The 21028-nt window shown below is 59.3% G+C and carries 21 protein-coding genes and 2 pseudogenes; 13 read left to right on the top strand and 10 right to left on the bottom strand.

The window, feature by feature from the left end; all coding sequences use genetic code 11:
* Window positions 1-78: 78 nt before the first annotated feature.
* Complete coding sequence (locus BK662_RS00400) at window positions 79-402, top strand: hypothetical protein (RefSeq protein WP_123355801.1); 324 nt, start codon at window positions 79-81, stop codon at window positions 400-402.
* A 44-nt stretch (window positions 403-446) separates the two neighbouring features.
* Here BK662_RS00400 and BK662_RS00395 read toward each other — a convergent pair whose 3' ends face one another.
* The gene (locus BK662_RS00395; RefSeq protein ID WP_123355799.1) at window positions 447-1238 is read right to left on the bottom strand and encodes an IclR family transcriptional regulator; all 792 of its coding nucleotides are present in this window, start codon (window positions 1236-1238) and stop codon (window positions 447-449) included.
* Window positions 1239-1401: 163 nt separating this feature from the next.
* On the opposite strand from BK662_RS00395, the gene hmgA reads away from it, so the two are divergent.
* Genes hmgA through maiA form a run of 3 tightly spaced genes read left to right on the top strand, consistent with a single transcriptional unit; the run spans window position 1402 to window position 4662 of the window.
* Window positions 1402-2706 (top strand): homogentisate 1,2-dioxygenase, encoded by a 1305-nt coding sequence (gene hmgA / locus BK662_RS00390; protein ID WP_123355797.1) that lies wholly within the window; start codon window positions 1402-1404, stop codon window positions 2704-2706.
* Between the two features lie 3 nt (window positions 2707-2709).
* Window positions 2710-4014 carry a fumarylacetoacetase gene (gene fahA, locus BK662_RS00385; RefSeq protein ID WP_123355795.1) on the top strand — a complete coding sequence of 435 codons (1305 nt, stop codon included), beginning with the start codon at window positions 2710-2712 and terminating at the stop codon, window positions 4012-4014.
* Window positions 4015-4026: 12 nt separating this feature from the next.
* Window positions 4027-4662: a maleylacetoacetate isomerase gene (gene maiA / locus BK662_RS00380; RefSeq protein ID WP_123355793.1), complete on the top strand. Its 636-nt coding sequence runs from the start codon at window positions 4027-4029 to the stop codon at window positions 4660-4662.
* A gap of 104 nt (window positions 4663-4766) precedes the next feature.
* Here the strand turns inward: maiA and BK662_RS00375 are convergent, their stop codons facing one another.
* A complete protein-coding gene (locus BK662_RS00375) occupies window positions 4767-5570 on the bottom strand; it encodes a SirB1 family protein (RefSeq protein WP_123355791.1) in 804 nt (267 codons plus the stop codon).
* Window positions 5571-5753: 183 nt separating this feature from the next.
* On the opposite strand from BK662_RS00375, the gene BK662_RS00370 reads away from it, so the two are divergent.
* From BK662_RS00370 to BK662_RS00355, 4 genes are all read left to right on the top strand, one after another.
* A complete protein-coding gene (locus BK662_RS00370) occupies window positions 5754-6773 on the top strand; it encodes a Glu/Leu/Phe/Val dehydrogenase family protein (RefSeq protein ID WP_007907941.1) in 1020 nt (339 codons plus the stop codon).
* A gap of 123 nt (window positions 6774-6896) precedes the next feature.
* Window positions 6897-7991 (top strand): pyruvate dehydrogenase (acetyl-transferring) E1 component subunit alpha, encoded by a 1095-nt coding sequence (pdhA, locus tag BK662_RS00365; protein ID WP_123355789.1) that lies wholly within the window; start codon window positions 6897-6899, stop codon window positions 7989-7991.
* Window positions 7984-8973 (top strand): alpha-ketoacid dehydrogenase subunit beta, encoded by a 990-nt coding sequence (locus tag BK662_RS00360; RefSeq protein ID WP_123355787.1) that lies wholly within the window; start codon window positions 7984-7986, stop codon window positions 8971-8973. The genes pdhA and BK662_RS00360 overlap by 8 nt, the downstream gene beginning before the upstream one ends.
* Window positions 8974-9001: 28 nt before the next feature.
* Complete coding sequence (locus BK662_RS00355; RefSeq protein ID WP_123355785.1) at window positions 9002-10105, top strand: dihydrolipoamide acetyltransferase family protein; 1104 nt, start codon at window positions 9002-9004, stop codon at window positions 10103-10105.
* A gap of 165 nt (window positions 10106-10270) precedes the next feature.
* On the opposite strand, the pseudogene BK662_RS00350 reads toward BK662_RS00355, so the two are convergent.
* A pseudogene (locus tag BK662_RS00350) lies at window positions 10271-10525 on the bottom strand (YebG family protein); the annotation flags it as partial.
* A 368-nt stretch (window positions 10526-10893) separates the two neighbouring features.
* Between BK662_RS00350 and BK662_RS00345 the strand changes: the two are divergent.
* Complete coding sequence (locus tag BK662_RS00345) at window positions 10894-11394, top strand: phosphate-starvation-inducible protein PsiE (protein ID WP_008014507.1); 501 nt, start codon at window positions 10894-10896, stop codon at window positions 11392-11394.
* Here BK662_RS00345 and BK662_RS00340 read toward each other — a convergent pair.
* Complete coding sequence (locus BK662_RS00340; RefSeq protein WP_123355781.1) at window positions 11391-11708, bottom strand: DUF3509 domain-containing protein; 318 nt, start codon at window positions 11706-11708, stop codon at window positions 11391-11393. The two genes, BK662_RS00345 and BK662_RS00340, sit on opposite strands and share 4 nt — an antisense overlap.
* An 83-nt stretch (window positions 11709-11791) precedes the next feature.
* Between BK662_RS00340 and BK662_RS00335 the strand changes: the two genes are divergently transcribed.
* The gene (locus BK662_RS00335) at window positions 11792-12025 is read left to right on the top strand and encodes a hypothetical protein (RefSeq protein WP_123355779.1); all 234 of its coding nucleotides are present in this window, start codon (window positions 11792-11794) and stop codon (window positions 12023-12025) included.
* Here BK662_RS00335 and BK662_RS00330 read toward each other — a convergent pair.
* Both BK662_RS00330 and BK662_RS00325 read right to left on the bottom strand, forming a co-directional pair.
* Window positions 12007-13308: a serine/threonine transporter gene (locus tag BK662_RS00330; protein ID WP_123355777.1), complete on the bottom strand. Its 1302-nt coding sequence runs from the start codon at window positions 13306-13308 to the stop codon at window positions 12007-12009. The genes BK662_RS00335 and BK662_RS00330 overlap by 19 nt on opposite strands.
* A 63-nt stretch (window positions 13309-13371) precedes the next feature.
* Window positions 13372-14748, bottom strand: a complete 1377-nt coding sequence (locus BK662_RS00325) for an L-serine ammonia-lyase (protein ID WP_123355775.1) — start codon at window positions 14746-14748, stop codon at window positions 13372-13374.
* 136 nt (window positions 14749-14884) lie between these two features.
* Here BK662_RS00325 and BK662_RS00320 point away from each other — a divergent pair, with 136 nt between their 5' ends.
* Window positions 14885-15832, top strand: a complete 948-nt coding sequence (locus tag BK662_RS00320; protein WP_123355773.1) for a LysR substrate-binding domain-containing protein — start codon at window positions 14885-14887, stop codon at window positions 15830-15832.
* 214 nt (window positions 15833-16046) lie between these two features.
* Window positions 16047-16454 (top strand): HPF/RaiA family ribosome-associated protein, encoded by a 408-nt coding sequence (locus BK662_RS00315; protein ID WP_008070486.1) that lies wholly within the window; start codon window positions 16047-16049, stop codon window positions 16452-16454.
* A gap of 275 nt (window positions 16455-16729) precedes the next feature.
* Here BK662_RS00315 and BK662_RS35735 read toward each other — a convergent pair.
* Together BK662_RS35735 and BK662_RS00305 are read right to left on the bottom strand one after the other, a co-directional pair.
* A pseudogene (locus tag BK662_RS35735) lies at window positions 16730-16888 on the bottom strand (hypothetical protein); the annotation flags it as partial.
* A 56-nt stretch (window positions 16889-16944) separates the two neighbouring features.
* Window positions 16945-17862 (bottom strand): helix-turn-helix domain-containing protein, encoded by a 918-nt coding sequence (locus tag BK662_RS00305; protein WP_123355769.1) that lies wholly within the window; start codon window positions 17860-17862, stop codon window positions 16945-16947.
* A gap of 399 nt (window positions 17863-18261) precedes the next feature.
* On the opposite strand from BK662_RS00305, the gene BK662_RS00300 reads away from it, so the two are divergent.
* Window positions 18262-19164 (top strand): DMT family transporter, encoded by a 903-nt coding sequence (locus BK662_RS00300; protein WP_123355767.1) that lies wholly within the window; start codon window positions 18262-18264, stop codon window positions 19162-19164.
* A gap of 22 nt (window positions 19165-19186) precedes the next feature.
* Here BK662_RS00300 and BK662_RS00295 read toward each other — a convergent pair whose 3' ends face one another.
* Together BK662_RS00295 and BK662_RS00290 are read right to left on the bottom strand one after the other, a co-directional pair.
* The gene (locus tag BK662_RS00295) at window positions 19187-19696 is read right to left on the bottom strand and encodes a DUF2165 domain-containing protein (protein ID WP_123355765.1); all 510 of its coding nucleotides are present in this window, start codon (window positions 19694-19696) and stop codon (window positions 19187-19189) included.
* A 170-nt stretch (window positions 19697-19866) separates the two neighbouring features.
* Entirely contained in the window at window positions 19867-20838 is a 972-nt protein-coding gene (locus BK662_RS00290) for a 2-hydroxyacid dehydrogenase (RefSeq protein WP_123355764.1), read from the bottom strand.
* Window positions 20839-21028 lie beyond the last annotated feature (190 nt).

Below are 21028 nucleotides of genomic sequence, written 5' to 3'. Positions count from 1 at the left end.
AATCACAATTTTAACTAATATGCCTGTCAGCGCCTGAAAGGCAGTCGCTATCAATTATTAATCATTGAGTTATAAATCATGGAAGATCTGAATATTGATCGGGTGCGTGCCATTCTGCATGCAAAAGTAAGTGGGCGTGGAATCGATGTTGATAAGGTCTATATCAACGGGGCACAACCCCCTGATAATCAGTTGGTCACGTATTCTCAAACATTGGTATGGGCATTCTTTTTACGGTTACAGGACGGCGAAGTTCCGTATTTCGAAGGTGAGCATTTGGGGATTTTTTCCGAAGCTTATACATTCGATCCGCAGTATCGTTTTAAAGGGCTGGAGTTCGACGAAGTCAATGGACTCGGTGAAAATATGGCGAAGATTTTTCTGGCTGAATCGGTGATGTAATGAAAAGCGGTTGTGCGAACGTAAGTTCATGCACAACCGCTTTTTTATGCTGTCGGACCCGCAGGTTCAAACCCCATCCGCCAACTAACGGCGCGGGTGGCGGATAACAAGCGTTGTGCTGCCGGGCCGTTTTCATCGGCATGGAACAACGACGTCGGGCCGACGATGGTCATCACCGCCGCCACCTGGCCGACCGCGTTGAACACCGGTGCCGACAAGGCATCCACGCCGGGCATCAGCAAACCGTGAACATGGTGCAGACCGCGTTCGCGAATCTGCTCGCATAATGTGGCGTAGGTTTGCTCGTCAGCCAACGGATGAACGTCGACGGCGCGAACTTCGAGATCGCGCAACTCATCGGTTTCGCGGTGGGGCAAATAGGCACTGAACACCAGCCCTGTCGACGAGCTGAGCAACGGTAAAACCGAGCCCAATTGAGTGACTACCGTCACCGCCCGCACCGCCGGTTCGATGTGTACCACCGTCGCGCCCTGATTGCCCCACACCGCTATAAAGCAGGTCTCATTCAGCTCATCACGCAACTCGGCCAAGGGCAGGGCGGCGACTTTCAGCACGTCCATACTGTTCAAAGCAGCCAGACCGACCCGAAGCGCTTCACGGCCGAGGCCGTAGTGGTTGGTGGCGGGGTTCTGCTCGGCAAAACCGCTGGCGATCAGCGCCTGCAAATAGCGGTGAACCTTGCTCGCCGGCATCTGCACGTGTTCGGCCAGGCGCGATAGCGAGGTCGACGGCGACAGCTCGGCAAGCGCCTTGAGGATGTCGGTACCGACTTCGGCCGAGCGGACTTTCTGTTTACCGTTGCTTTCGCTGGTCATGAGGCGGTGTGATCCCGGGACGAATGGGCGTCTTTATAGCTTGACGGTCAATACCAATCAAATTACGTTATGCGTAATCGAATTACGACAAAAATAACCCTGGCGTGCCAAGACCTCTTCAGCAGAGTGACAGGCCATTGCCTACTCCCGTTCAGGAGGCTCCATGAACCTCGATTCAACGGCGCCCGCGCTGGCTTATCAGTCAGGCTTCGGCAACGAATTCAGCAGCGAAGCGTTGCCGGGGGCACTGCCCGTCGGCCAGAACTCCCCGCAAAAAGCCCCTTACGGCCTGTACACCGAACTGTTCTCCGGTACGGCCTTTACCATGCCTCGCAGCGAAGCACGGCGGACCTGGATGTACCGCATTCAGCCGTCGGCCAATCACCCGGCATTCGTCAAACTGGATCGGCAACTGGCCGGCGGCCCATTGGGTGAAGTAACCCCCAATCGCCTGCGCTGGAACCCTTTGGACATGCCGACCGAGCCCACCGATTTCATCGATGGGCTGGTGAGCATGGCCGCCAACTCGGGTGCGGAACAACCGTCCGGGATCAGCATTTATAACTACAGCGCCAACCGTTCCATGGAGCGCGTGTTCTTCAACGCTGACGGCGAACTTCTGTTGGTGCCGGAACTGGGTCGCCTGCGCATCGCCACCGAACTGGGCGTGCTGGAGCTGGAACCGCTGGAAATCGCCGTTCTGCCTCGCGGGCTGAAATTCCGTGTCGAACTGCTCGACCCGCAAGCCCGCGGCTACATCGCCGAAAACCATGGCGCCCCTCTGCGCCTGCCGGATCTGGGGCCAATCGGCAGTAACGGCCTGGCTAATCCCCGCGACTTCCTGACGCCGGTGGCCCATTACGAAAACCTCAAGCAACCGACCACCCTGGTGCAGAAATTCCTCGGCCGGTTGTGGGGTTGTGAGCTCGATCATTCGCCGCTGAATGTGGTCGCCTGGCACGGCAACAACGTGCCGTACAAATATGACCTGCGCCGTTTCAACACCATCGGCACGGTCAGTTTCGACCACCCGGATCCGTCGATTTTCACCGTCCTGACCTCGCCAACCAGCGTGCATGGTTTGGCCAACCTCGACTTCGTGATCTTCCCGCCACGCTGGATGGTCGCCGAGAAGACATTCCGTCCGCCGTGGTTCCACCGCAACCTGATGAACGAATTCATGGGCCTGATCCAGGGCGAATACGATGCCAAGGCCGTAGGTTTCGTGCCTGGCGGTGCCTCGTTGCACAGCTGCATGAGCGCCCACGGTCCCGACGGCGAGACCTGCACCAAGGCGATCAACGCTGAACTGGCGCCGGCTAAAATCGATAACACCATGGCCTTCATGTTCGAGACCAGCCAAGTGTTGCGCCCGAGTCGATTCGCCCTGGATTGCCCGCAACTGCAAAACAATTACGACGCTTGCTGGGCCACGCTGCCCGCCACTTTCGACCCGACCCGGAGATAATCCATGACTCAGACTTCCATCACTCGTAGCTGGGTTGCCTCCGCCAACGGCCATGCGGATTTTCCGCTGCAAAACCTGCCGTTGGGCGTGTTCAGCGTGAAGGGCTCCGCGCCGCGCAGTGGCGTGGCGATCGGCGACCATATCTTTGATCTGGAGGCGGCGCTGGATGCCGGCCTGTTCGAGGGCATTGCGAAGAAAGCAGTCGAAGCCACCCGTGGCGGTCAGTTGAATGCGTTCTTCGGATTGGGCCGCGAGGCTCGTGTCGCTTTGCGCGAACGTCTGCTGGAACTGTTTGCCGAAGGCAGCACCCTGCACGGCAAGATAGAGGCTCAAGGCGCCAAATTGCTGCCGCTGGCGGCGGATTGCGAAATGCACCTGCCGGCGAGGATCAACGACTACACCGACTTCTACGTCGGCATCGAGCACGCGCAGAATGTCGGCAAACTGTTCCGCCCGGACAACCCGTTGCTGCCGAACTACAAGTACGTGCCGATTGGTTACCACGGCCGTGCCTCGACCATTCGCCCGTCCGGCACTGACGTGCGTCGTCCGAAAGGCCAGACTCTGCCGGCCGGCCAGACCGAGCCGACGTTTGGCCCGTGCGCACGTCTGGACTACGAACTGGAACTGGGCATTTGGATCGGTCAGGGCAACGCGATGGGCGACTCCATCGCCATCGGTGACGCCGCCGACCACATCGCTGGTTTCTGCCTGCTCAACGACTGGTCGGCGCGGGACATCCAGGCCTGGGAATACCAGCCGCTGGGTCCGTTCCTGTCCAAGAGTTTCATCACCAGCATTTCGCCGTGGGTGGTGACGGCCGAAGCGCTGGAGCCGTTCCGTCGTGCCCAGCCTGCGCGCCCGGAAGGCGATCCGCAGCCGTTGCCGTACCTGTTCGACAAACGTGATCAGGCCGCCGGTGCCTTCGACATCGAACTCGAAGTGCTGCTGCTGACCGAGTCGATGCGCGAGCAAAATCTGCCAGCCCATCGGCTGACCCTCAGCAACACCCAACACATGTACTGGACCGTTGCACAACTGGTTGCGCACCACAGCGTCAACGGCTGCCAGTTGCAGGCCGGTGATCTGTTCGGTTCGGGCACGCTGTCCGGCCCTGAAAACGGTCAGTTCGGCAGCCTGCTGGAAATCACCGAGGGCGGTAAAAAGCCGATCGAACTGGCGTCGGGCGAGGTGCGTAAATTCCTTGAGGACGGCGACGAAATCATTCTGCGGGCGCGTTGCAATCGCGAGGGTTTTGCTTCCATCGGTTTCGGCGAATGCCGCGGCAAAGTGCTGCCAGCACGCTAAGAGGATCGGGTCATGGAACTCTATACCTACTACCGTTCGACCTCGTCTTACCGGGTGCGTATCGCGCTGGCGTTGAAGGGGCTGGATTACCAGGCGCTGCCAATCAACCTGATCGCGCCGCAAGGTGGCGAACATCGGCAGCCGACGTATCTGGGCATCAACCCGCAAGGCCGGGTGCCGGCCTTGCGCACTGATGAGGGCGAGTTGCTGATCCAGTCACCGGCGATCATCGAGTACCTGGAGGAACGTTATCCACAGGTGCCATTGCTGTCCAAAGACCTCGCCGCCCGCGCCCATGAGCGTGGCGTGGCGGCGGTGATCGGTTGCGATGTGCATCCGCTGCATAACGTCAGCGTACTCAATAAGCTTCGGCAGTTGGGACACGATGAGCCGCAGGTGGTGGAGTGGATCGGTCACTGGATCAGCCAAGGGTTGGCGACGGTGGAGCAATTGATTGGTGACATCGGTTATTGCTTTGGCGATCAACCGGGGCTGGCGGACGTCTATTTGATCCCGCAATTGTATGCGGCCGAGCGCTTCAATATTTCACTGCAAGCCTACCCGCGAATTCGTCGGGTGGCGGCATTGGCGGCGACACACCCAGCCTTCTTCCTGGCCCATCCGGCGAACCAGCCCGATACCCCATAACAAGGTTGTCAGAAACAAGATCAAAAGATCGCAGCCTTCGGCAGCTCCTACAGGGTGTACGCCATCCCAATGTAGGGGCTGCCGAAGGCTGCGATCTTTTGCTTTTAATGCACGACCGAATTCGGCGGCAAATGCCCGAGCCGTTCAGTCAGGCGAATCCGCTGGATCGGATCGTCACTGAGCAGCAATGCATGCTCCAGGTCAAAGCGCTCGGCATTCGGGCAGTCCAGTCGTTGATAGAGGCTGGCCCGGGCCAGATAGTCGGAGGCGCTGGCGTTGCCCAATTCAAGCACGCGCTCGGCGTCGATCAGGGCGTCGATGTAGTCGTCATTCGTGAGGTACAACTGGCGCAGGTTGCGCGACAGCCGTTGCAGCATCTGCACCGGTTCGGCAGTCAGTAAATGCTCGGTGCCGAGCTTCATGTTCGGGCCGTACTGGCGTTGCAGCAGTTCGCGGCAATCATTGGGGTACAGCCGTCGCCCGCCGCACGGGTCGAGCAGATGATCGGCGCCTTGCACCCGCAGCAGGAAATGCCCGGGAAAGTTGACCCCGACCATGGGAATCTCCAGCCTTCTGGCCAGTTCCAGCGCAATCAGGCCCAGCACCAGCGGCTGCCCCCGCCGACGTTCCAGCACTTTATTGAGTAACGCCACTTGCGGGCGCAAGGGCGTGGAGTCGTCCTGGGCGAACCCCAAGTCATTCATTCGCCGCAACAACGGTTGGGCCAATTCACTCACCGGCAGCATCGGCAACCCATAGCTGACCCGCTGTTGCAGGTCCTTGAAGTCCGCCAGTACCGCCTCGGGATCCAGCTCTTTATCGTGTTCGACAGCCATCCATAGCGCCGCCTCGAACAGCGCGGGCGGTGATCGTTGCAGACAATCGAAAAAACGTTGGCGCGGGGTCATCAAAATCTCCGGGCAATGCCTCGTTTTAGCCCCGTCACAGGTTTTCGTCCAGTACCGCACACAGGTGGTAACAGGTTATGTCCGAAAGCGTTCAAAGCGGCACCGCTTATTCCGGTGCGCTTCTGCAATTTTTGTGCGCAAGCCTATACTGGCGACTACAAGAAGTGATTCGGGAGCCCTACGATGTTCGCTCTCATGCAAAGCACTCGCCTTGAATCGCTGCACCTGAGCGTCGATCCGGTCACCGGGTTGAAGGCGGTGATTGCCATCCACAACAGCCGCCTGGGACCTGCCCTGGGCGGGTGTCGTTACCTTGCTTACCCCAGCGATGAATCCGCGATCGAGGATGCCGTGCGCCTTGCCCAAGGCATGAGTTACAAGGCGGCCCTGGCGGGCCTGGCTCAGGGCGGTGGCGTTGCGGTGATTGTTCGCCCGGCCCATGTGGAAAACCGCGCCGCGCTATTTGAAGCCTTCGGGCGCTGCATTAACGAACTCGACGGTCGCTACATCACCGCCATCGACGCCGGCACCTCAGTGGCGGACATGGATTGCATCGCCCAACAGACGCAATTCGTCACCAGCACCACCGCCGCGGGCGACCCGGCACCGCACGCTGCCATGGGCGTATTCGCCGGCATTCGCAGCACCGCCATGGCCCGCTTGGGCAGCGATAATCTCGAAGGACTGCGCATAGCCATTCAAGGCCTGGGTAATGTCGGCTATGCCTTGGCCGAACAGCTACACGCGGCCGGTGCCGAGCTGCTGGTCAGCGACATCGATCATGGCAAGGTGCAGCTGGCCATGGAGCAGTTGGGCGCTCATCCGATCGCCAACGATGCGCTGCTCAGCACACCGTGCGACATACTCGCGCCTTGCGGCCTGGGCGGTGTGCTTAACAGTAACAGCGTGTCGCAACTGCGCTGCGCGGCGGTCGCAGGTTCGGCGAACAACCAGTTGATCCATCTGGAAATCGCCGATCAGCTGGAACGCCGGGGCATTTTGTATGCGCCCGATTACGTGATCAATGCCGGCGGGCTGATCTACGTGTCGCTCAAACACCGTGGCGAAGAGCTGACGACCATCACCGCGCATCTGTCGAAAATCAGTTCACGGCTGACCGAAGTATTCGCCCATGCCCAGGCGGAAAAGCGTTCTCCGGCCCGGGTGGCGGATGAGTTGGCGGAGAAAGTGCTGTACCGGTGACGTTGTAGCGGTGAAAAGTTTGAAAGGAGTGAGAACCTATCCGGCCATTGCTCCCCAAGCCCTGCGCCACAAACGTCGGGCCTGACAAATGCACGCCGACTCACGCGTGCCAGGAGCCCTGTGATGCTTCACAAGGTTGAGCTGCCTTACACCCGATTTCTATCCCCTGACGGCCAGTTACTCGGCAATCTTCCCGACTGGGCCGACGATTTCAATCTGCTGACGCGCCTGTATCGGCAGATGGTCCTGACCCGCCTTTTCGATCAGAAAGCTGTCGCCCTGCAACGCACCGGGCGCATCGGCACTTATGCGCCGACCTTGGGCCAGGAAGCCATTGGTGTCGGGGTCGGCAGCCTGATGCACGCCGAAGACGTACTGATCCCGTATTACCGCGACACCGCCGTGCAGTTGATGCGCGGTGTGCGCATGGAAGAAATCCTCTTGTATTGGGGCGGCGATGAACGTGGCAGCGACTTCGCCGACCCGGCGGTCGCTGAGGATTTCCCGATCTGTGTGCCGATTGCCACCCAGGCCCTGCATGCCTGCGGCGTCGCCAGCGCCTTCAAGATCCGCTGCGAACATCGGGTCGCCGTCACCACCTGCGGCGACGGCGGAACCAGCAAAGGTGATTTCCTCGAAGCCCTCAACGTTGCTGGCGCCTGGCAGTTGCCGGTGGTGTTTGTGATCAACAACAACCAATGGGCGATTTCGGTGCCGCGACGAATCCAGTGTGGCGCCCCGACCCTGGCGCAGAAAGCCATTGGCGCCGGGTTCCACGGCGAGCAAGTCGACGGCAATGACATGCTCGCCGTTTACGACCGCGTGCAAGCGGCCCTCGAACGGGCGCGCCACGGTAAAGGCCCGGTGCTGCTCGAATGCCTGAGCTATCGCCTCGGCGATCACACCACCGCCGACGATGCCACGCGCTACCGGTCGGCGGACGAGGTCAAACAGGCCTGGCTCGAAGAACCGATCAAACGCCTGCAACGCTTCATGGCCGGGCAAGGCGTATGGGACGAAGGTCGCGAACAGGCACTGATCAGCGAATGCCAAGGCTTGGTGCAAGGGGCTGTGGATAACTTCGAAGCCGCGGGCCTGCAGGCGCCGGAATCGGTGATCGATCATGTCTACGCCCAGTGGCCGCAAGCCCTGGCCGAGCAGCGCGAAGAGTTTCTCGAACGGGTGGCGCGCCGGACGGGAGGTTCGGGCCATGAGTAACGGTAAGGTGACGCTGCTGGAAGCGGTGAATCTGGCGTTGCATCGGGCCATGAGTGAAGACGAAAACGTCATCGTCCTCGGTGAAGACGTCGGGGTGAACGGTGGCGTGTTCCGCGCCACGCTGGGCCTGCGCGACAGTTTTGGTTTCAAGCGGGTGATCGACTCGCCGCTGGCCGAAACCATGCTCGGCGGGCTGGTGGTGGGCATGGCGGCCCAGGGCCTGAAACCGGTGGTGGAAATCCAGTTCATGGGTTTCATCTACGCCACCATGGAGCACCTGGTGTCCCACGCCAGCCGCATGCGCAACCGCACGCGGGGGCGGATCACCTGCCCGATGGTGATGCGTACGCCGATGGGCGCAGGGATTCGCGCGCCGGAGCATCACAGTGAAAGCACTGAAGCGCTGTTCGCGCATATTCCGGGGCTGCGGGTGGTGATCCCGTCCTCGCCGGCCCGGGCCTATGGCTTGTTGCTCGCGGCCATCGACGACCCGGATCCGGTGATATTTCTCGAACCCACCCGACTCTATCGAATGAACCCGCAACCGCTGCTGGATGACGGCAAGCGCCTGCCGCTGGACAGCTGTTTCACCCTGCGTGAAGGCAGCGACCTTACCTTGATCAGTTGGGGCGCCAGCGTGATGGAAACCCTGCAAGCCGCCACGCAACTGGCCGAGCAGGGCGTCTCGGCGGAAGTGATCGATGTCGCCAGTATCAAACCGCTGGACCTCGACACGATGGAAGCCTCGGTGCGCAAGACCGGTCGCTGCGTGATCGTGCATGAAGCACCACGCTCCTGCGGGGTCGGCGCGGAAATCGCCGCGAGCCTTTACGAACGGGTATTTCTGGAGTTGCAGGCACCGATCCAGCGAGTCACCGCGCCAGACATCCCGCCGCCGCTGTATCGACTGGAATCGCTGTACATGCCCGGCGTCGAAGACATTCTTCATGCCTGCGACACCGTCATGCAGCACTACCCTTGAAGAGACGCCTGAGGCCGAGGAGGTTGCGATGAAATATTTCAAACTGCCGGATCTGGGCGAAGGCTTGCAGGAAGCGGAAATCGTCCGCTGGCACGTCAAGGTCGGCGATACCGTCAAGGCCGACCAACTGCTGGTGTCGGTGGAAACCGCCAAGGCGCTGGTGGACATTCCCGCGCCTTACGACGGCGTGGTGGCGAAAACATTTGGTGGCGAGGGCGACATCCTTCACGTGGGCGAACCGCTGCTCGGTTACGAAGGCGAAGCGGATGCGGGCACCGTGGTGGGACGGCTTGAGGGCGGCGGTACGAATCAGGAGGATGCATTTTTTATCGGCGCTGCGCCTTCGACTCGTGAGCATCTGGCGAACCGTGCCACGCCGGCGGTACGTCAACTGGCTCGGCAGCTTGGGGTTGAACTGAGCGGACTAACGGGCTCCGGCCAGGACGGCCAGATCACCCGCAGCGACGTAGAAAACGCGGCCCAGACGGAACGCGAACGCTTCGGCGGCGAGAAGCTGCGCGGTGTGCGACGCAGCATGGCACTGAACATGGCCAGGTCCCATGCCGAAGTGGTGCCGGTGACGATTTTCGGTGATGCCGATCTGCATCGTTGGGGACAGGCGCGAGAACCGCTGATTCGTCTGGCCAAGGCGATGGCGGCAGCCTGCGCCGTGGAACCGGTGCTCAACAGCGCCTTCGATGGCAAAACCCTGGCGCTCAAACAGCACGAACGACTCGATCTGGGCATTGCCGTGGATACGCCGGACGGCTTGTTCGTGCCGGTGCTGCGCGATGTCGGTCAGCGCACGGCGGCGGATTTGAAAGAAGGTGTGATGCGTCTGCGGGCCGACGTGCAGGCGCGCTCGATCCCGCCCCAGGAAATGATGGGCGCGACCCTGACCCTGTCGAACTTCGGCACCTTGTTCGGCCGCTACGCCAACCCGGTGGTGGTGCCGCCGCAAGTGGCGATCCTCGCTGCCGGGGCAATCCGCGATGAACCGGTGGCGGTCGAGGGGGCAGTGGTGGTGCATCCGATCCTGCCGTTGTCCCTGACCTTTGATCACCGGGTGGTCACCGGCGGCGAGGCGGCGCGGTTCTTCAAAGCGTTGGTCGAGGCGCTGGAACAACCCTAGATCCAGGTTTCTCGCAGGCATGAAAAAGGCCCTGAGCCATTTGACTCAGGGCCTATTCAATTCGGGCATTGCTTACTTTGGTGTCTTGGCGGCTTTGGCTGGCTTGGTCGGCTCAGCGCCCGCTACTTCAACAGGTGCAGCTACTTCAACAGGTTCAATGGCTTCGGCGGGTGCATTCAGCAGTTCGGACAGTGCGTCCGGCTGGCTCTTGAATGCCTTGGCGAATACATCACGGTTCTTCGCCATGTAGATCCCGGCTTCTTCCACTTGCTGTTCGGTCAGGGACGGAACGGCTTTTTGCAACACTTCAGCCAGCAATTCGGCCAGTTCGAGCATTTTGTCATGACGGTCAGCTTCGGCTTTATCCATGAACAAGCGCTCCAGATCTCGGCTGCTGCGGTATACCACTTCGACGGCCATTCACCACCTCACATGCCTTCACATTAGTTGTCTGTTTCGACCACTGTATTTATATACAGCGAAAAGGATAAGCGAATCCCTGCGCTTTGGGTAGTGGCTTTTTAATGTAGACCGAATTCAGGGTTTGTCAGGTGAACCGTGGCGCTCCCATCGCGAGCAGGCTCGCTCCCACAATGGTTTTGTGAACGCCGCAGATCTCTTGTGGGAGCGAGCCTGCTCGCGATGGGGTCCGCCCAGACACCACAAAAGTGTCCAGTAGCAGCCCGTCGCCATCTCACCCAACAGCATCTGGCCTTTTTTCTGCATGCAGAACAACCGTCACGTCCAACCCGCATCATCCGCTCGAACCGAGCTAAGGAACAATCAAAGTGAAAATCAACTGGGCCGAGAACCTGCGGCAGAACGTGCATCAATTGGCCGAGTCCCTGGGCAACCTGTTCGTCGAGACCTTCCACTACCTGGCGCTGTTCGCCATCGGTGCGGTGACCGCGTGGGCGGCGGTGATGGAATTCCTCGGAATGCTCGAACAAGGGCACATCAAGATCGATGACATCTTGCTGCTGTTCATCTACCTGGAACTGGGGGCGATGGTCGGGATTTACTTCAAGACCAACCACATGCCGGTGCGCTTCCTGATCTACGTGGCGATCACTGCGCTGACGCGACTGCTGATCTCCAACGTCTCGCACCACAATCCGCCGGACCTGGGGATCATCTACCTGTGCGGCGGGATTCTGCTGCTGGCGTTTTCGATTCTGGTGGTGCGTTACGCCTCGTCGCAGTTTCCTTCGGTGAAGATCGAACACCCGCAACGCAAGATCGGTGCGGGTTCCGGTGAGCATCCCGAAGTGGAGAAGGGCGAGATTTAAAGCCCCATTGAAGGTCGGGGGCGGGATTTGACCAGTGGCGGCGGCGGGTTGCGATTGTCGCCGTCGGTCATGGCTTCGAGGATGGCCACGGCGCTGTGGCCCTGTTCGATGGCGATGCCGAATTGAATGCTTTGCACCAGGCGTTTGAGGCGCTTGGGGTCATTGCGCTGTTCGGCGCTGATCATCCGTTTGGCCGCCACGCGGCCACTTTTGGAGAGGGTCAGCATGATGCTGCCGTCCAGCCCCTGAATGCTCAGGTTGACTTGATAATCCGGTGCAAAGGCATCGGTAATGAGTTGAAAGGGGTTGTCCATGATGCGTCGCCGCCTGATTGAACGTGCAGTTGTTGACCGGCCATGATCGGGATTAGTTCGCAATACCAGACCATCGGCCTTCCATGTTCATGTACTTCCATCCGTGCAACGTAGGAGCGGGCGAAGGCTGCGATCTTTTAATCTTGATGTTCGGTGAAGGCGCTGAAGATCAAAAGATCGCAGCCTGCGGCAGCTCCTACAGGGGCAAAGCAAGGGGCATGCCGGGAAAACGATGGAGCAATAAACACGGCAAAAAGAAGACGGGCACCCTGGCCCGCCTTCTTTTTGCCTGCCCGTTTCAGGGCATGAACGAGTAGATGATCGCAGACAGTGCAATCAAACCGATCAACACCACGAACACGTTCGAGGCCTGATTCGAGTACTGGCGCAAGGCCGGCACGCGGCGGATGGCGTACATCGGCATCAGGAACAACAGGCACGCGATGATTGGTCCGCCGAGGGTTTCGATCATGCCCAGGATGCTCGGATTGAAGGTCGCGACGGCCCAGCAGCTGAGGATCATGAACAGCGCAGTGATGCGGTTCAGCCAACTGGCGGACATGACGCGACCACGGCCACGCAGGCTTTTCACGATCAGCCCCTGAAAGCCTTCGCTGGCGCCGATGTAATGGCCGAGGAAGGATTTGGTGATTGCCACCAGCGCAATCAACGGCGCGGCGTAAGCGATGACCGGCGTCTGGAAGTGGTTGGCCAGGTACGACAGGATCGAAATGTTCTGCGCCTTCGCAGCGGCCAAATCAGCCGGGGATAACGCCAGCACGCAGCTGAAGCAAAAGAACATCACCGTGACGACCATCATGGCGTGAGCGATCGCGAGAATGCCGCTGCTTTTGCGTTCGGCTTGCTCGCCGTAACGCTGTTTCTGATCGACGGCGAAGGCGGAGATGATCGGCGAATGGTTGAACGAGAACACCATCACCGGAATCGCCAGCCATAAGGTCTTGAAGAACAGTGGCAGCGGCATGCCTTCACTGGCGGTGGCGAAGAACGCGCCGTTCCAGTTGGGGATCAGGCTGACGCCGAGCAGCAGCAATGCCGCAACGAACGGGTAAACCAGCACGCTCATGCATTTGACGATGACGGTCTGACCGCAACGGACGATCGCCATCAAGCCGAGAATCAACCCCAGCGACAGAATCGCCCGAGGAGGCGGGGTCATGTGCAACTGGTGCTCCATGAGGCTGCTCAGGGTGTTGGTCAGCGCCACGCTATACACCAACAGAATCGGGAAGATCGCGAAGAAATACAGGAGCGTGATCAGCTTGCCGGCGCCGACGCCGAAGTGCTCTTCCACCACTTCGGTAATGTCCCCGGAACGCCCGGACAACACGAAACGCGTCAGGCCGCGGTGGGCGAAGAAGGTCATCGGAAAGGCCAGTACCGCCAGGAGCAGCAGCGGCCAGAAACCACCGACACCGGCATTGATTGGCAGGAACAACGTGCCAGCGCCAATCGCCGTGCCATAGAGGCCAAGCATCCAGGTGGTGTCGTGTTTACTCCAGCCTTTGTGGGATATTTCGCTATTGCGTGTCAGGTCTACAGCGGGATTATCGGCAGCGGGTGTACGTACATCGGTCATCGTTTTTGCCTCGTTATTATTCTTGCTCGGGCTCACGTGTTACGGGCTGTCAGGAAATGTTCTTCAACATTCAACCCAGCTAACAGCCAGGCCGCCCCGTGAAGTTTCTTTGTATTTGTCGTGCATATCGGCGCCGGTATCGCGCATGGTGCGGATTACCCGGTCCAGGGAAATAAAGTGTTTGCCGTCGCCGCGCAGGGCCATTTGCGTGGCGTTGATCGCCTTCACGGCAGCGATTGCGTTGCGCTCGATGCACGGCACCTGCACCAGACCGCCGACCGGATCGCAGGTCAGGCCGAGGTTGTGTTCCAGGCCGATTTCGGCGGCGTTTTCCAGTTGCTCGGGAGTCGCTCCGAGTATGTCGGCCAGGCCGGCGGCTGCCATGGCGCACGCCGAACCGACTTCGCCCTGGCAGCCGACTTCGGCGCCAGAGATCGAGGCGTTTTTCTTGCAGAGAATGCCTACAGCTGCAGCGCCCAAAAAGAACGCCACGACGTCATCGTCCGACGCGTCCGGGTTGAATTTCATGTAGTAGTGCAGCACTGCGGGAATGATCCCCGCCGCTCCGTTTGTAGGCGCGGTCACCATGCGGCCGCCAGCTGCGTTCTCTTCATTCACGGCAAGGGCGAACAGGTTGACCCATTCCATGGCCGACAGGGTGGAACTGATGACATTCGGTTTGCCGATTTCCAACAGACTGCGGTGCAATTTCGCGGCGCGACGCGGAACATTCAGACCGCCGGGCAGGATGCCTTCGTGGCGCAAGCCTTGCTCGACGCATTCACGCATTACCGACCAGATATGCAGCAACCCCTGGCGGATCTCGGCGTCACTGCGCCAGGCCCGTTCGTTGGCCATCATCAGCTCGGAAACCCGCAGACCGTGCTGGTTGCAGAGCTTGAGCAATTCGGCGGCGCTGGAGAAATCGTAGGGCAGTACCACATCGCTGGCTGGCGCAATGCCCGACTCGGCTTCGGCAGCTTCGATGATGAAACCACCGCCCACCGAGTAGTACGTCTGCTCGAACAGCTCACCGGTTTCGCCGAAGGCTGTCAGGGACATGGCGTTGGGGTGGTAGGGCAGGCTCTCGTCGAGCAGCAGGAGATCGCGTTGCCAATTGAAAGCAATGGTCGATTTGCCGGCCAGACTCAGTTCGCCGGTTTCACGCAAGGTTTGGATTCGGCGGTCGATTGAGTTCGGATCAATACTGTCTGGCCATTCGCCCATCAGGCCCATGATGCAGGCACGGTCGGTTGCGTGGCCGACGCCGGTCGCCGAAAGGGAGCCGTAAAGTCGGATTTCTACTCGCCGTACGTCGGCCAGTAAATGTTGCTCAATCAGCGCTTGGGCGAAGGTTGCGGCGGCGCGCATCGGGCCTACGGTGTGGGAACTGGACGGACCGATGCCGACTTTGAAGAGATCGAAAACACTGATAGCCATGCTAAAGCCTATACAAGCAATGGAAGAGGAATCGCTGCCATTTTTTGTAGGACGAGCGCAAGGTCGGCGATACTGCCAACCTCGGTCCTACATGACCAACGAAACTTCCTAAGACAGCCTTTAGCAGGACTAAACAATGAGTCGCCAATTGCACGCCCAGACTTACGTCTGGCTGCACGTGTTTTCGTGTGCCGCGCGGCACTTGTCCTTCACCCGTTGCGCCGAAGAACTGCACATCACGCCGGGGGCGGTCAGTCAGCAAATTCGGCAACTGGAAGAGCGACTGGGTTTTCGCCTGTTTCATCGTCGCGCCCGGGGCGTGGAATTGAGCGCCGAAGGCCAGCGATTGGCTATCACCGTCAACGAAGCCTACGGCAGCATCGATGCGGAATTGCGACGACTGGATGCGGGAATGATCAGCGGGATTTTGCGGTTGCGCTCGATTCCCTCGTTCCTGAGCAAGTGGCTGACCCCGCGCCTGCCGCGTTTGCAACAGCGCTTTCCGGATATTCAGCTGCGGCTGGTGGCCGAGGACAGCAGTGTTCCGTTGCACGAAGGCGATTTCGATCTGGCGATTGACCTGAACGACGGCAGTTATCCCGGATTGTTATCCACAGCCTTGTTGGATGAGCAGATTTTTCCGGTCTGCGCTCCGAGCCTGTTGCGCGCAAGGCCGCCACTGCATGGCCCGGCGGATCTGGTGCATTTTCCATTGCTGCACGACATCACCGCCTGGCGCGGCAGTTACGAGTACGCGGAATGGGAGTTTTATCTAAACGCCATCGGCTTCGAGGGCGCGGATGTGCGGCGCGGGCATACCTTCAATCGCAATCACCTGACCATCGAAGCGGCGACTGCCGGGATGGGGGTGGCGATTGCGCGGCGAACGCTGCTCAACGATGAACTGGAGCGTGGGACGTTGATCGTGCCGTTTGGCCTGGCGGTGCCTAATCACAAGCGTTATGTGCTGCTCTATGCGCCGGGCGCGCTGAGTCATCCGGGCGTACGCGCGGTGCATGACTGGCTGGTGGAGGAGGCGGGGATATTTCGTAGTCTGCATCCGCTGGCGGAGCGGCAGATGTGAGCAATTGTGACTGAAGAGCGATGCGACCCAACTCCCGACATTAACAGCGCTTTTGCCCGTTGTCCGGCTTTTTTTGCGAATGAATATTTATCTTTTTTTAGGGGTTGAAATGTTCTGCGCGCACACCGATTGTGTAACCAAGAGGTCACGGTGATGAAGCCCAAGGGCCAGCCGAAGGGCCTCTCGCGAGCTAGCTGAAATAAGGGATGGAACTATGCAAATCCAAGTCAATAGCGATAACCATATTCAAAGCAGCATCCGACTGGAGGAGTGGGTACGAACTACCATTGAGAGCACGCTCGAACGTTATGAAGAGGACCTGACCCGCGTCGAGGTCCACCTGCGGGACGAGAACGGCGACAAGCCCGGTCCCCACGATATGCGCTGCCAGCTGGAAGCGCGGCCAAAAGGCCACCAACCGATTTCTGTCACTCATAAAGCCGCTAACCTGGAACTGGCGATCGACGGTGCGGCCGAAAAACTCGAACATGCGCTTGAACATCTGTTCGGCAAACTGCGGGGCAAACCACGTGCCGCTGTGGTGCCGTTCGAAAGGCCTACGGCCGATGCGCTGCTGGAAGACGAGTTTCTCGAGAACGAACAGGCTGCACAAAACGGCTGAGGCCTGATTCACTTTTTACCTTCCCACTTTATCTCCACCTAAAAAACGGGCCTGCTTATGCAGGCCCGTTCTTGTTTATGGTATTCGTCGGCTCCTGTGGTTCCATAAAAACCTGTGGCGAGGGAGCTTGCTCCCGCTGGGGGGCGAAGCGGCCCCAAAACCATGTGCGGTGTGTCAGGCAAATCTCGTTAGCAGTTTTTACGACTGCTTCGCAGCCGAGCGGGAGCAAGCTCCCTCGCCACAAAGTGTCCGACCTCTGCCCCCGGGGTCAGTAATCAAAACGCAATTGAAGTCTGCACATACACCGTCCGCGGTTCCCCCACGTACTTACCTTTATTGTTGTCATCGAACGAGCGGGTGAAGTACTGATGGTTGAAGAGCCCGCTCCCACATTCAACCGCATTCCTCTGAGAGAACGCGGTCAACTGTGGGAGCGGGCTTGCTCGCGAAGGCGACCGCACAGGCACCGAAAATCCACTGGATTGCAGCGCTACCGCAAAAACGCCTGCCGATATTCTCCGGGCGTACCCTCCAGCGCCTGGCGAAACCGGTTGGTGAAATGGCTCGCACTGGCAAACCCACAGGCTAACGCAATATCCCCCAGCGGCTGCGACGTCCCGCGCAACAACTCCCGCGCGCGGCTCAGTCGCCGCGCCAACACATATTGATGCGGCGGCAGGCCGAAGCTCACACGAAACATCCGCGCAAAATGATATTCGGACAACGCACACAATGCCGCCAACTGCCCGAGGCTGATCGCTTCAGCCAACTGATGGTCGATGAATTCCACCAACTGCCGCCGTTGATGCGCCGCCAATCCACCCTTGAGGCGCAAGCCCTGACGCACGCCGACCTGGCTGAGCAGGGCATGGCTGAGCATCTCGTGGGCCAGACTGCTGGTGAGCAGGCGTTCGCCCGGTTCGTCCCAGTTGAGGGCGATCAACTGCCGAAAGTGCCGGGCCTGCTGCGGGTCTTCGAGGAACGTACGCTCGCGCAACTGCAATTCGCGCGGCTCGCGATCCAGCAGCGTGACGCAGCCAAGGGCAAATTGTTCGGGGCTGAAATACAGGTGGGCCAGGCGAATATCGCCGTTGATCACCCAGCCTGACTGATGGTCAGCCGGCAGAATGCACAGCTTGTCCGGGCCGCCCTTGGTGCCGGGCTGGTCGCGGCGAAAGGTGCCGGTGCCGCCGGCGATGTAGCAGGACAAGGTGTGATGGCTCGGCGCTTCGTAGTCCTGGGCGTCATGGTGGTTGCTCCACAAAGCTGCAGCCAAGCCGTCACCGAGCTCGGCGCTGTGCTCCAGGCGAGCATTGGGCGAGCGGTTGAGGGCTTGAAAGACTTGCAGGGTATCGAGTGTCCTGTCTCGCAAATACAGTTCCCTTTTGACGGTGTCTGTTTCCGCCATGCTGCGTTGCCGCTCCTCGCCATAGCGGGCTATGACTCGTCGCGGCGCCTTGCCTGACGGCAACAGCCCCTCGTCAAAAAGGAACGTATTTGCGAGACAGGACACTTGTGCGGCCATGATCGGTTCTCTCCAACGCTTTACATCCTACTCCGTAGACGTTGGCCCGCCAGCCCGCCGGCGACAAAAGCGCAAGTTTATGCAAGTGCGCCCACGATTGGCGCAGCACACTGGACCCCTAATCAGGCAATGCACTGTGGCGAGGGAGCTTGCTCCCGCTTGAGTGCGCAGCGCTCACAAAACTGGCGAAATTTGCCAGGACTTGGGGCCGCTACGCAACCCAGCGCGAGCAAGCTCGCTCGCCACAAAGTGAACAGCATTGCCCATCCCGGAGCTGTCGCCATGAACCTTTCGTTGTATCTGCTGACCGTGCTGATCTGGGGCACCACCTGGATCGCCTTGAAATGGCAACTGGGCGTGGTGGCCATTCCGGTGTCGATCGTCTATCGCTTCGGCCTCGCCGCGCTGGTGCTGTTCGCGCTGTTGCTGCTCAGCCGGCGCCTGCAACCGATGAACCGTCGCGGGCACCTGATTTGCCTGGCGCAGGGTCTGTGCCTGTTTTGCATCAACTTCATGTGCTTCCTCACCGCCAGCCAGTGGATCCCCAGCGGTCTGGTCGCCGTGGTGTTTTCCACCGCCACCTTGTGGAACGCCTTCAATGCGCGGGTGTTCTTCGGCCAGAAAATTGCCCGTAACGTGCTGATGGGCGGCGCGTTGGGTTTGCTCGGGCTTGGTCTGTTGTTCTGGCCAGAGCTGGCCGGTCATACCGCCAGCCCGGAAACCTTGCTCGGGTTGGGTCTGGCATTGCTCGGAACCTTGTGCTTTTCGGCGGGCAACATGCTGTCGAGCCTGCAACAGAAGGCCGGCCTGAAACCCCTGACCACCAATGCCTGGGGCATGGCTTACGGTGCGGCAATGTTGTCGGCGTGGTGCCTGGTCAAAGGCATCCCGTTCGACATGGAATGGAATGCCCGCTACATCGGCTCGTTGCTGTATCTGGTGATTCCGGGCTCGGTGATCGGCTTCACCGCCTACCTGACGCTGGTCGGGCGCATGGGGCCGGAGCGGGCGGCGTATTGCACCGTACTCTTTCCTGTGGTGGCGCTGAATGTGTCGGCGTTTGTCGAAGGCTATCAATGGACGGCACCGGCACTGTCGGGGCTGGTGCTGGTGATGTTGGGGAATGTGTTGGTTTTTCACAAACCCGGGTCATTTCGATTGCACAAAGGTGCAAAAACGGCCTGATATATGGCCGTTCGCCAAAGTCTCATTTTTCGTTTTTTAGACTGATGTAAATGAGTGCGGGAAATATAAAGTCGAGTATCTGCGTAGCCCAGTCGGCGTAGTTCCAGGCTTCCGATTGATCCATGTTGAACCATTCGACACCGACAACCTGGATGCAGATGTAGTAGACGAATATGGCTATCAGTAGTCCGATCAGCGCATATTTTTTAGCATCGTGGAACGCTTCGGTGCTGGCATTCAACTGTCGGTAAAGTTGATAGGTGCCCATTAGGCAAAACGCAGTATATATAACTTCGAGTGTAATGATGAGCCAGTAGATTCGATGGTGAAGCATGGGCGAGGTGATCGCCCGGTAGCCATATCTCAGCTTGTCGCGGGTGGTGTCCATACTCAGGATATGTGCGACATACTCGTAGTTGGCAGGGTAGTCGGTCAAGTTGCTGTACATCATCAATAAGCCAAAAAAACTGATAAATGACATCAATGCCAGTTTGCTGACTCTGATGGTTTGCTGTGTTGTCAGGTTGTTCAAGTTTAGATTCTCCAAAATGAATGCTTGCCAAGACAAGTGTTGAGGAGAGTTTATAGGTTGGGTTGCTACTTGACGTGGTTACTGATTTTCAAGTTGTGTAAGTGCTTGTAGAAAGCGTCAAGAGTTGAACTAAGGTGTGGGCAGAGCGTTAAAACGCCTGCCCTGTTTTTTTATTTGAAAACTTGTGGATTTACCAGGTCCTGTGGGCGTTCCCCCAACAGTGCACTACGTAAATTGGCCAGTGCGCGATTGGCCATGGCTTCACGGGTTTCGTGAGTCGCGGAGCCGATGTGTGGCAAGGTCACGGCGTTTTTCAGTTGGAACAATGGCGACTCGGCCAGCGGTTCTTTCTCGTAGACGTCCAGCCCGGCGCCACGAATCCGGTTGTTTTGCAGCGCTTCGATCAGCGCCGGTTCGTCCACTACGGGGCCGCGGGCGATGTTTACCAAAATGGCGCTCGGTTTCATCAACGCCAGTTCACGGTGGCTGATCAGGTGCCTGGTTTTTTCGCTGAGCGGCACCACCAGGCAGACGAAATCGGCTTCAGTCAACAATTGATCAAGGCTGCGCAACTGCGCACCGAGCTCTTGCTCCAGTTCTGTCTTGCGACTGTTGCCGCTGTAAATAATCGGCATGTTGAAGCCCAAGCGACCGCGACGGGCGATGGCCGCGCCGATGTTGCCCATGCCGACGATGCCTAAGGTTTTGCCATGCACATCACTTCCGAACAACGACGCGCCGACGGTGGCTTGCCATTGGCCGGCCTTGGTCCAGGCGTCCAGCTCGGCGACGCGGCGGGCGCTGCTCATGAGCAAGGCGAAGGCCAGGTCGGCAGTGCTTTCGGTGAGGACGTCGGGGGTGTTGGTGAGCATGATCCCGCGTTCGTTGAAGTAGGCGAGGTCGTAGTTGTCGTAGCCGACGGAGACGCTAGAGACCACTTCCAGTTTGCTGGCGTTTTCCAGTTGCGCGCGGCCGAGTTTGCGACCGACGCCAATCAGGCCGTGGGCGTGGGGCAGGGCTTCATTGAACTGGGCGTTGATGTCGCCGTTTTTCGGGTTCGGCACGATCACGTCGAAGTCTTGTTGCAGACGTTCGACCATCGCCGGGGTGATACGGCTGAAGGCGAGGACGGTTTTTTTCATTGGAGATGGCTCGTCGGGCGGTGGTGAATGCCAAGCAAGCTAACATTCTTCCCGGACATTTTGCGAGTCTCGGACCGCCGGGTGTACGCCATTCAAAACCTGTAGGAGCGAACTGTGGCGAGGGGGCTTGCCCCCGTTGGGCTGCGAAGCAGCCCCAAAATCTCTGATGTATCAAATATCTTGTGAGTGC

This window comes from Pseudomonas frederiksbergensis (assembly GCF_003732275.1).
Taxonomy (GTDB): Bacteria; Pseudomonadota; Gammaproteobacteria; order Pseudomonadales; family Pseudomonadaceae; genus Aquipseudomonas; species Aquipseudomonas frederiksbergensis_H.
The sequence above is the reverse complement of the archived record's forward strand: the minus strand, read 5'-3'. Positions and strand labels throughout refer to the sequence as shown.

What these genes read in the sequence shown, in the direction of transcription:
- BK662_RS00340 (WP_123355781.1), bottom strand. Translation starts at nt 11,708, where the DNA reads ATGGACAACCCCTTTCAACTCATTACCGATGCCTTTGCACCGGATTAT.
- BK662_RS00320 (WP_123355773.1), top strand. Translation starts at nt 14,885, where the DNA reads ATGAGTCGCCAATTGCACGCCCAGACTTACGTCTGGCTGCACGTGTTT.
- BK662_RS00290 (WP_123355764.1), bottom strand. Translation starts at nt 20,838, where the DNA reads ATGAAAAAAACCGTCCTCGCCTTCAGCCGTATCACCCCGGCGATGGTC.
- BK662_RS00305 (WP_123355769.1), bottom strand. Translation starts at nt 17,862, where the DNA reads ATGGCGGAAACAGACACCGTCAAAAGGGAACTGTATTTGCGAGACAGG.
- BK662_RS00400 (WP_123355801.1), top strand. Translation starts at nt 79, where the DNA reads ATGGAAGATCTGAATATTGATCGGGTGCGTGCCATTCTGCATGCAAAA.
- BK662_RS00395 (WP_123355799.1), bottom strand. Translation starts at nt 1,238, where the DNA reads ATGACCAGCGAAAGCAACGGTAAACAGAAAGTCCGCTCGGCCGAAGTC.
- fahA (WP_123355795.1), top strand. Translation starts at nt 2,710, where the DNA reads ATGACTCAGACTTCCATCACTCGTAGCTGGGTTGCCTCCGCCAACGGC.
- BK662_RS00300 (WP_123355767.1), top strand. Translation starts at nt 18,262, where the DNA reads ATGAACCTTTCGTTGTATCTGCTGACCGTGCTGATCTGGGGCACCACC.
- BK662_RS00360 (WP_123355787.1), top strand. Translation starts at nt 7,984, where the DNA reads ATGAGTAACGGTAAGGTGACGCTGCTGGAAGCGGTGAATCTGGCGTTG.
- hmgA (WP_123355797.1), top strand. Translation starts at nt 1,402, where the DNA reads ATGAACCTCGATTCAACGGCGCCCGCGCTGGCTTATCAGTCAGGCTTC.
- BK662_RS00370 (WP_007907941.1), top strand. Translation starts at nt 5,754, where the DNA reads ATGTTCGCTCTCATGCAAAGCACTCGCCTTGAATCGCTGCACCTGAGC.
- BK662_RS00335 (WP_123355779.1), top strand. Translation starts at nt 11,792, where the DNA reads ATGTTCATGTACTTCCATCCGTGCAACGTAGGAGCGGGCGAAGGCTGC.
- BK662_RS00330 (WP_123355777.1), bottom strand. Translation starts at nt 13,308, where the DNA reads ATGACCGATGTACGTACACCCGCTGCCGATAATCCCGCTGTAGACCTG.
- BK662_RS00325 (WP_123355775.1), bottom strand. Translation starts at nt 14,748, where the DNA reads ATGGCTATCAGTGTTTTCGATCTCTTCAAAGTCGGCATCGGTCCGTCC.
- maiA (WP_123355793.1), top strand. Translation starts at nt 4,027, where the DNA reads ATGGAACTCTATACCTACTACCGTTCGACCTCGTCTTACCGGGTGCGT.
- BK662_RS00315 (WP_008070486.1), top strand. Translation starts at nt 16,047, where the DNA reads ATGCAAATCCAAGTCAATAGCGATAACCATATTCAAAGCAGCATCCGA.
- BK662_RS00355 (WP_123355785.1), top strand. Translation starts at nt 9,002, where the DNA reads ATGAAATATTTCAAACTGCCGGATCTGGGCGAAGGCTTGCAGGAAGCG.
- pdhA (WP_123355789.1), top strand. Translation starts at nt 6,897, where the DNA reads ATGCTTCACAAGGTTGAGCTGCCTTACACCCGATTTCTATCCCCTGAC.
- BK662_RS00375 (WP_123355791.1), bottom strand. Translation starts at nt 5,570, where the DNA reads ATGACCCCGCGCCAACGTTTTTTCGATTGTCTGCAACGATCACCGCCC.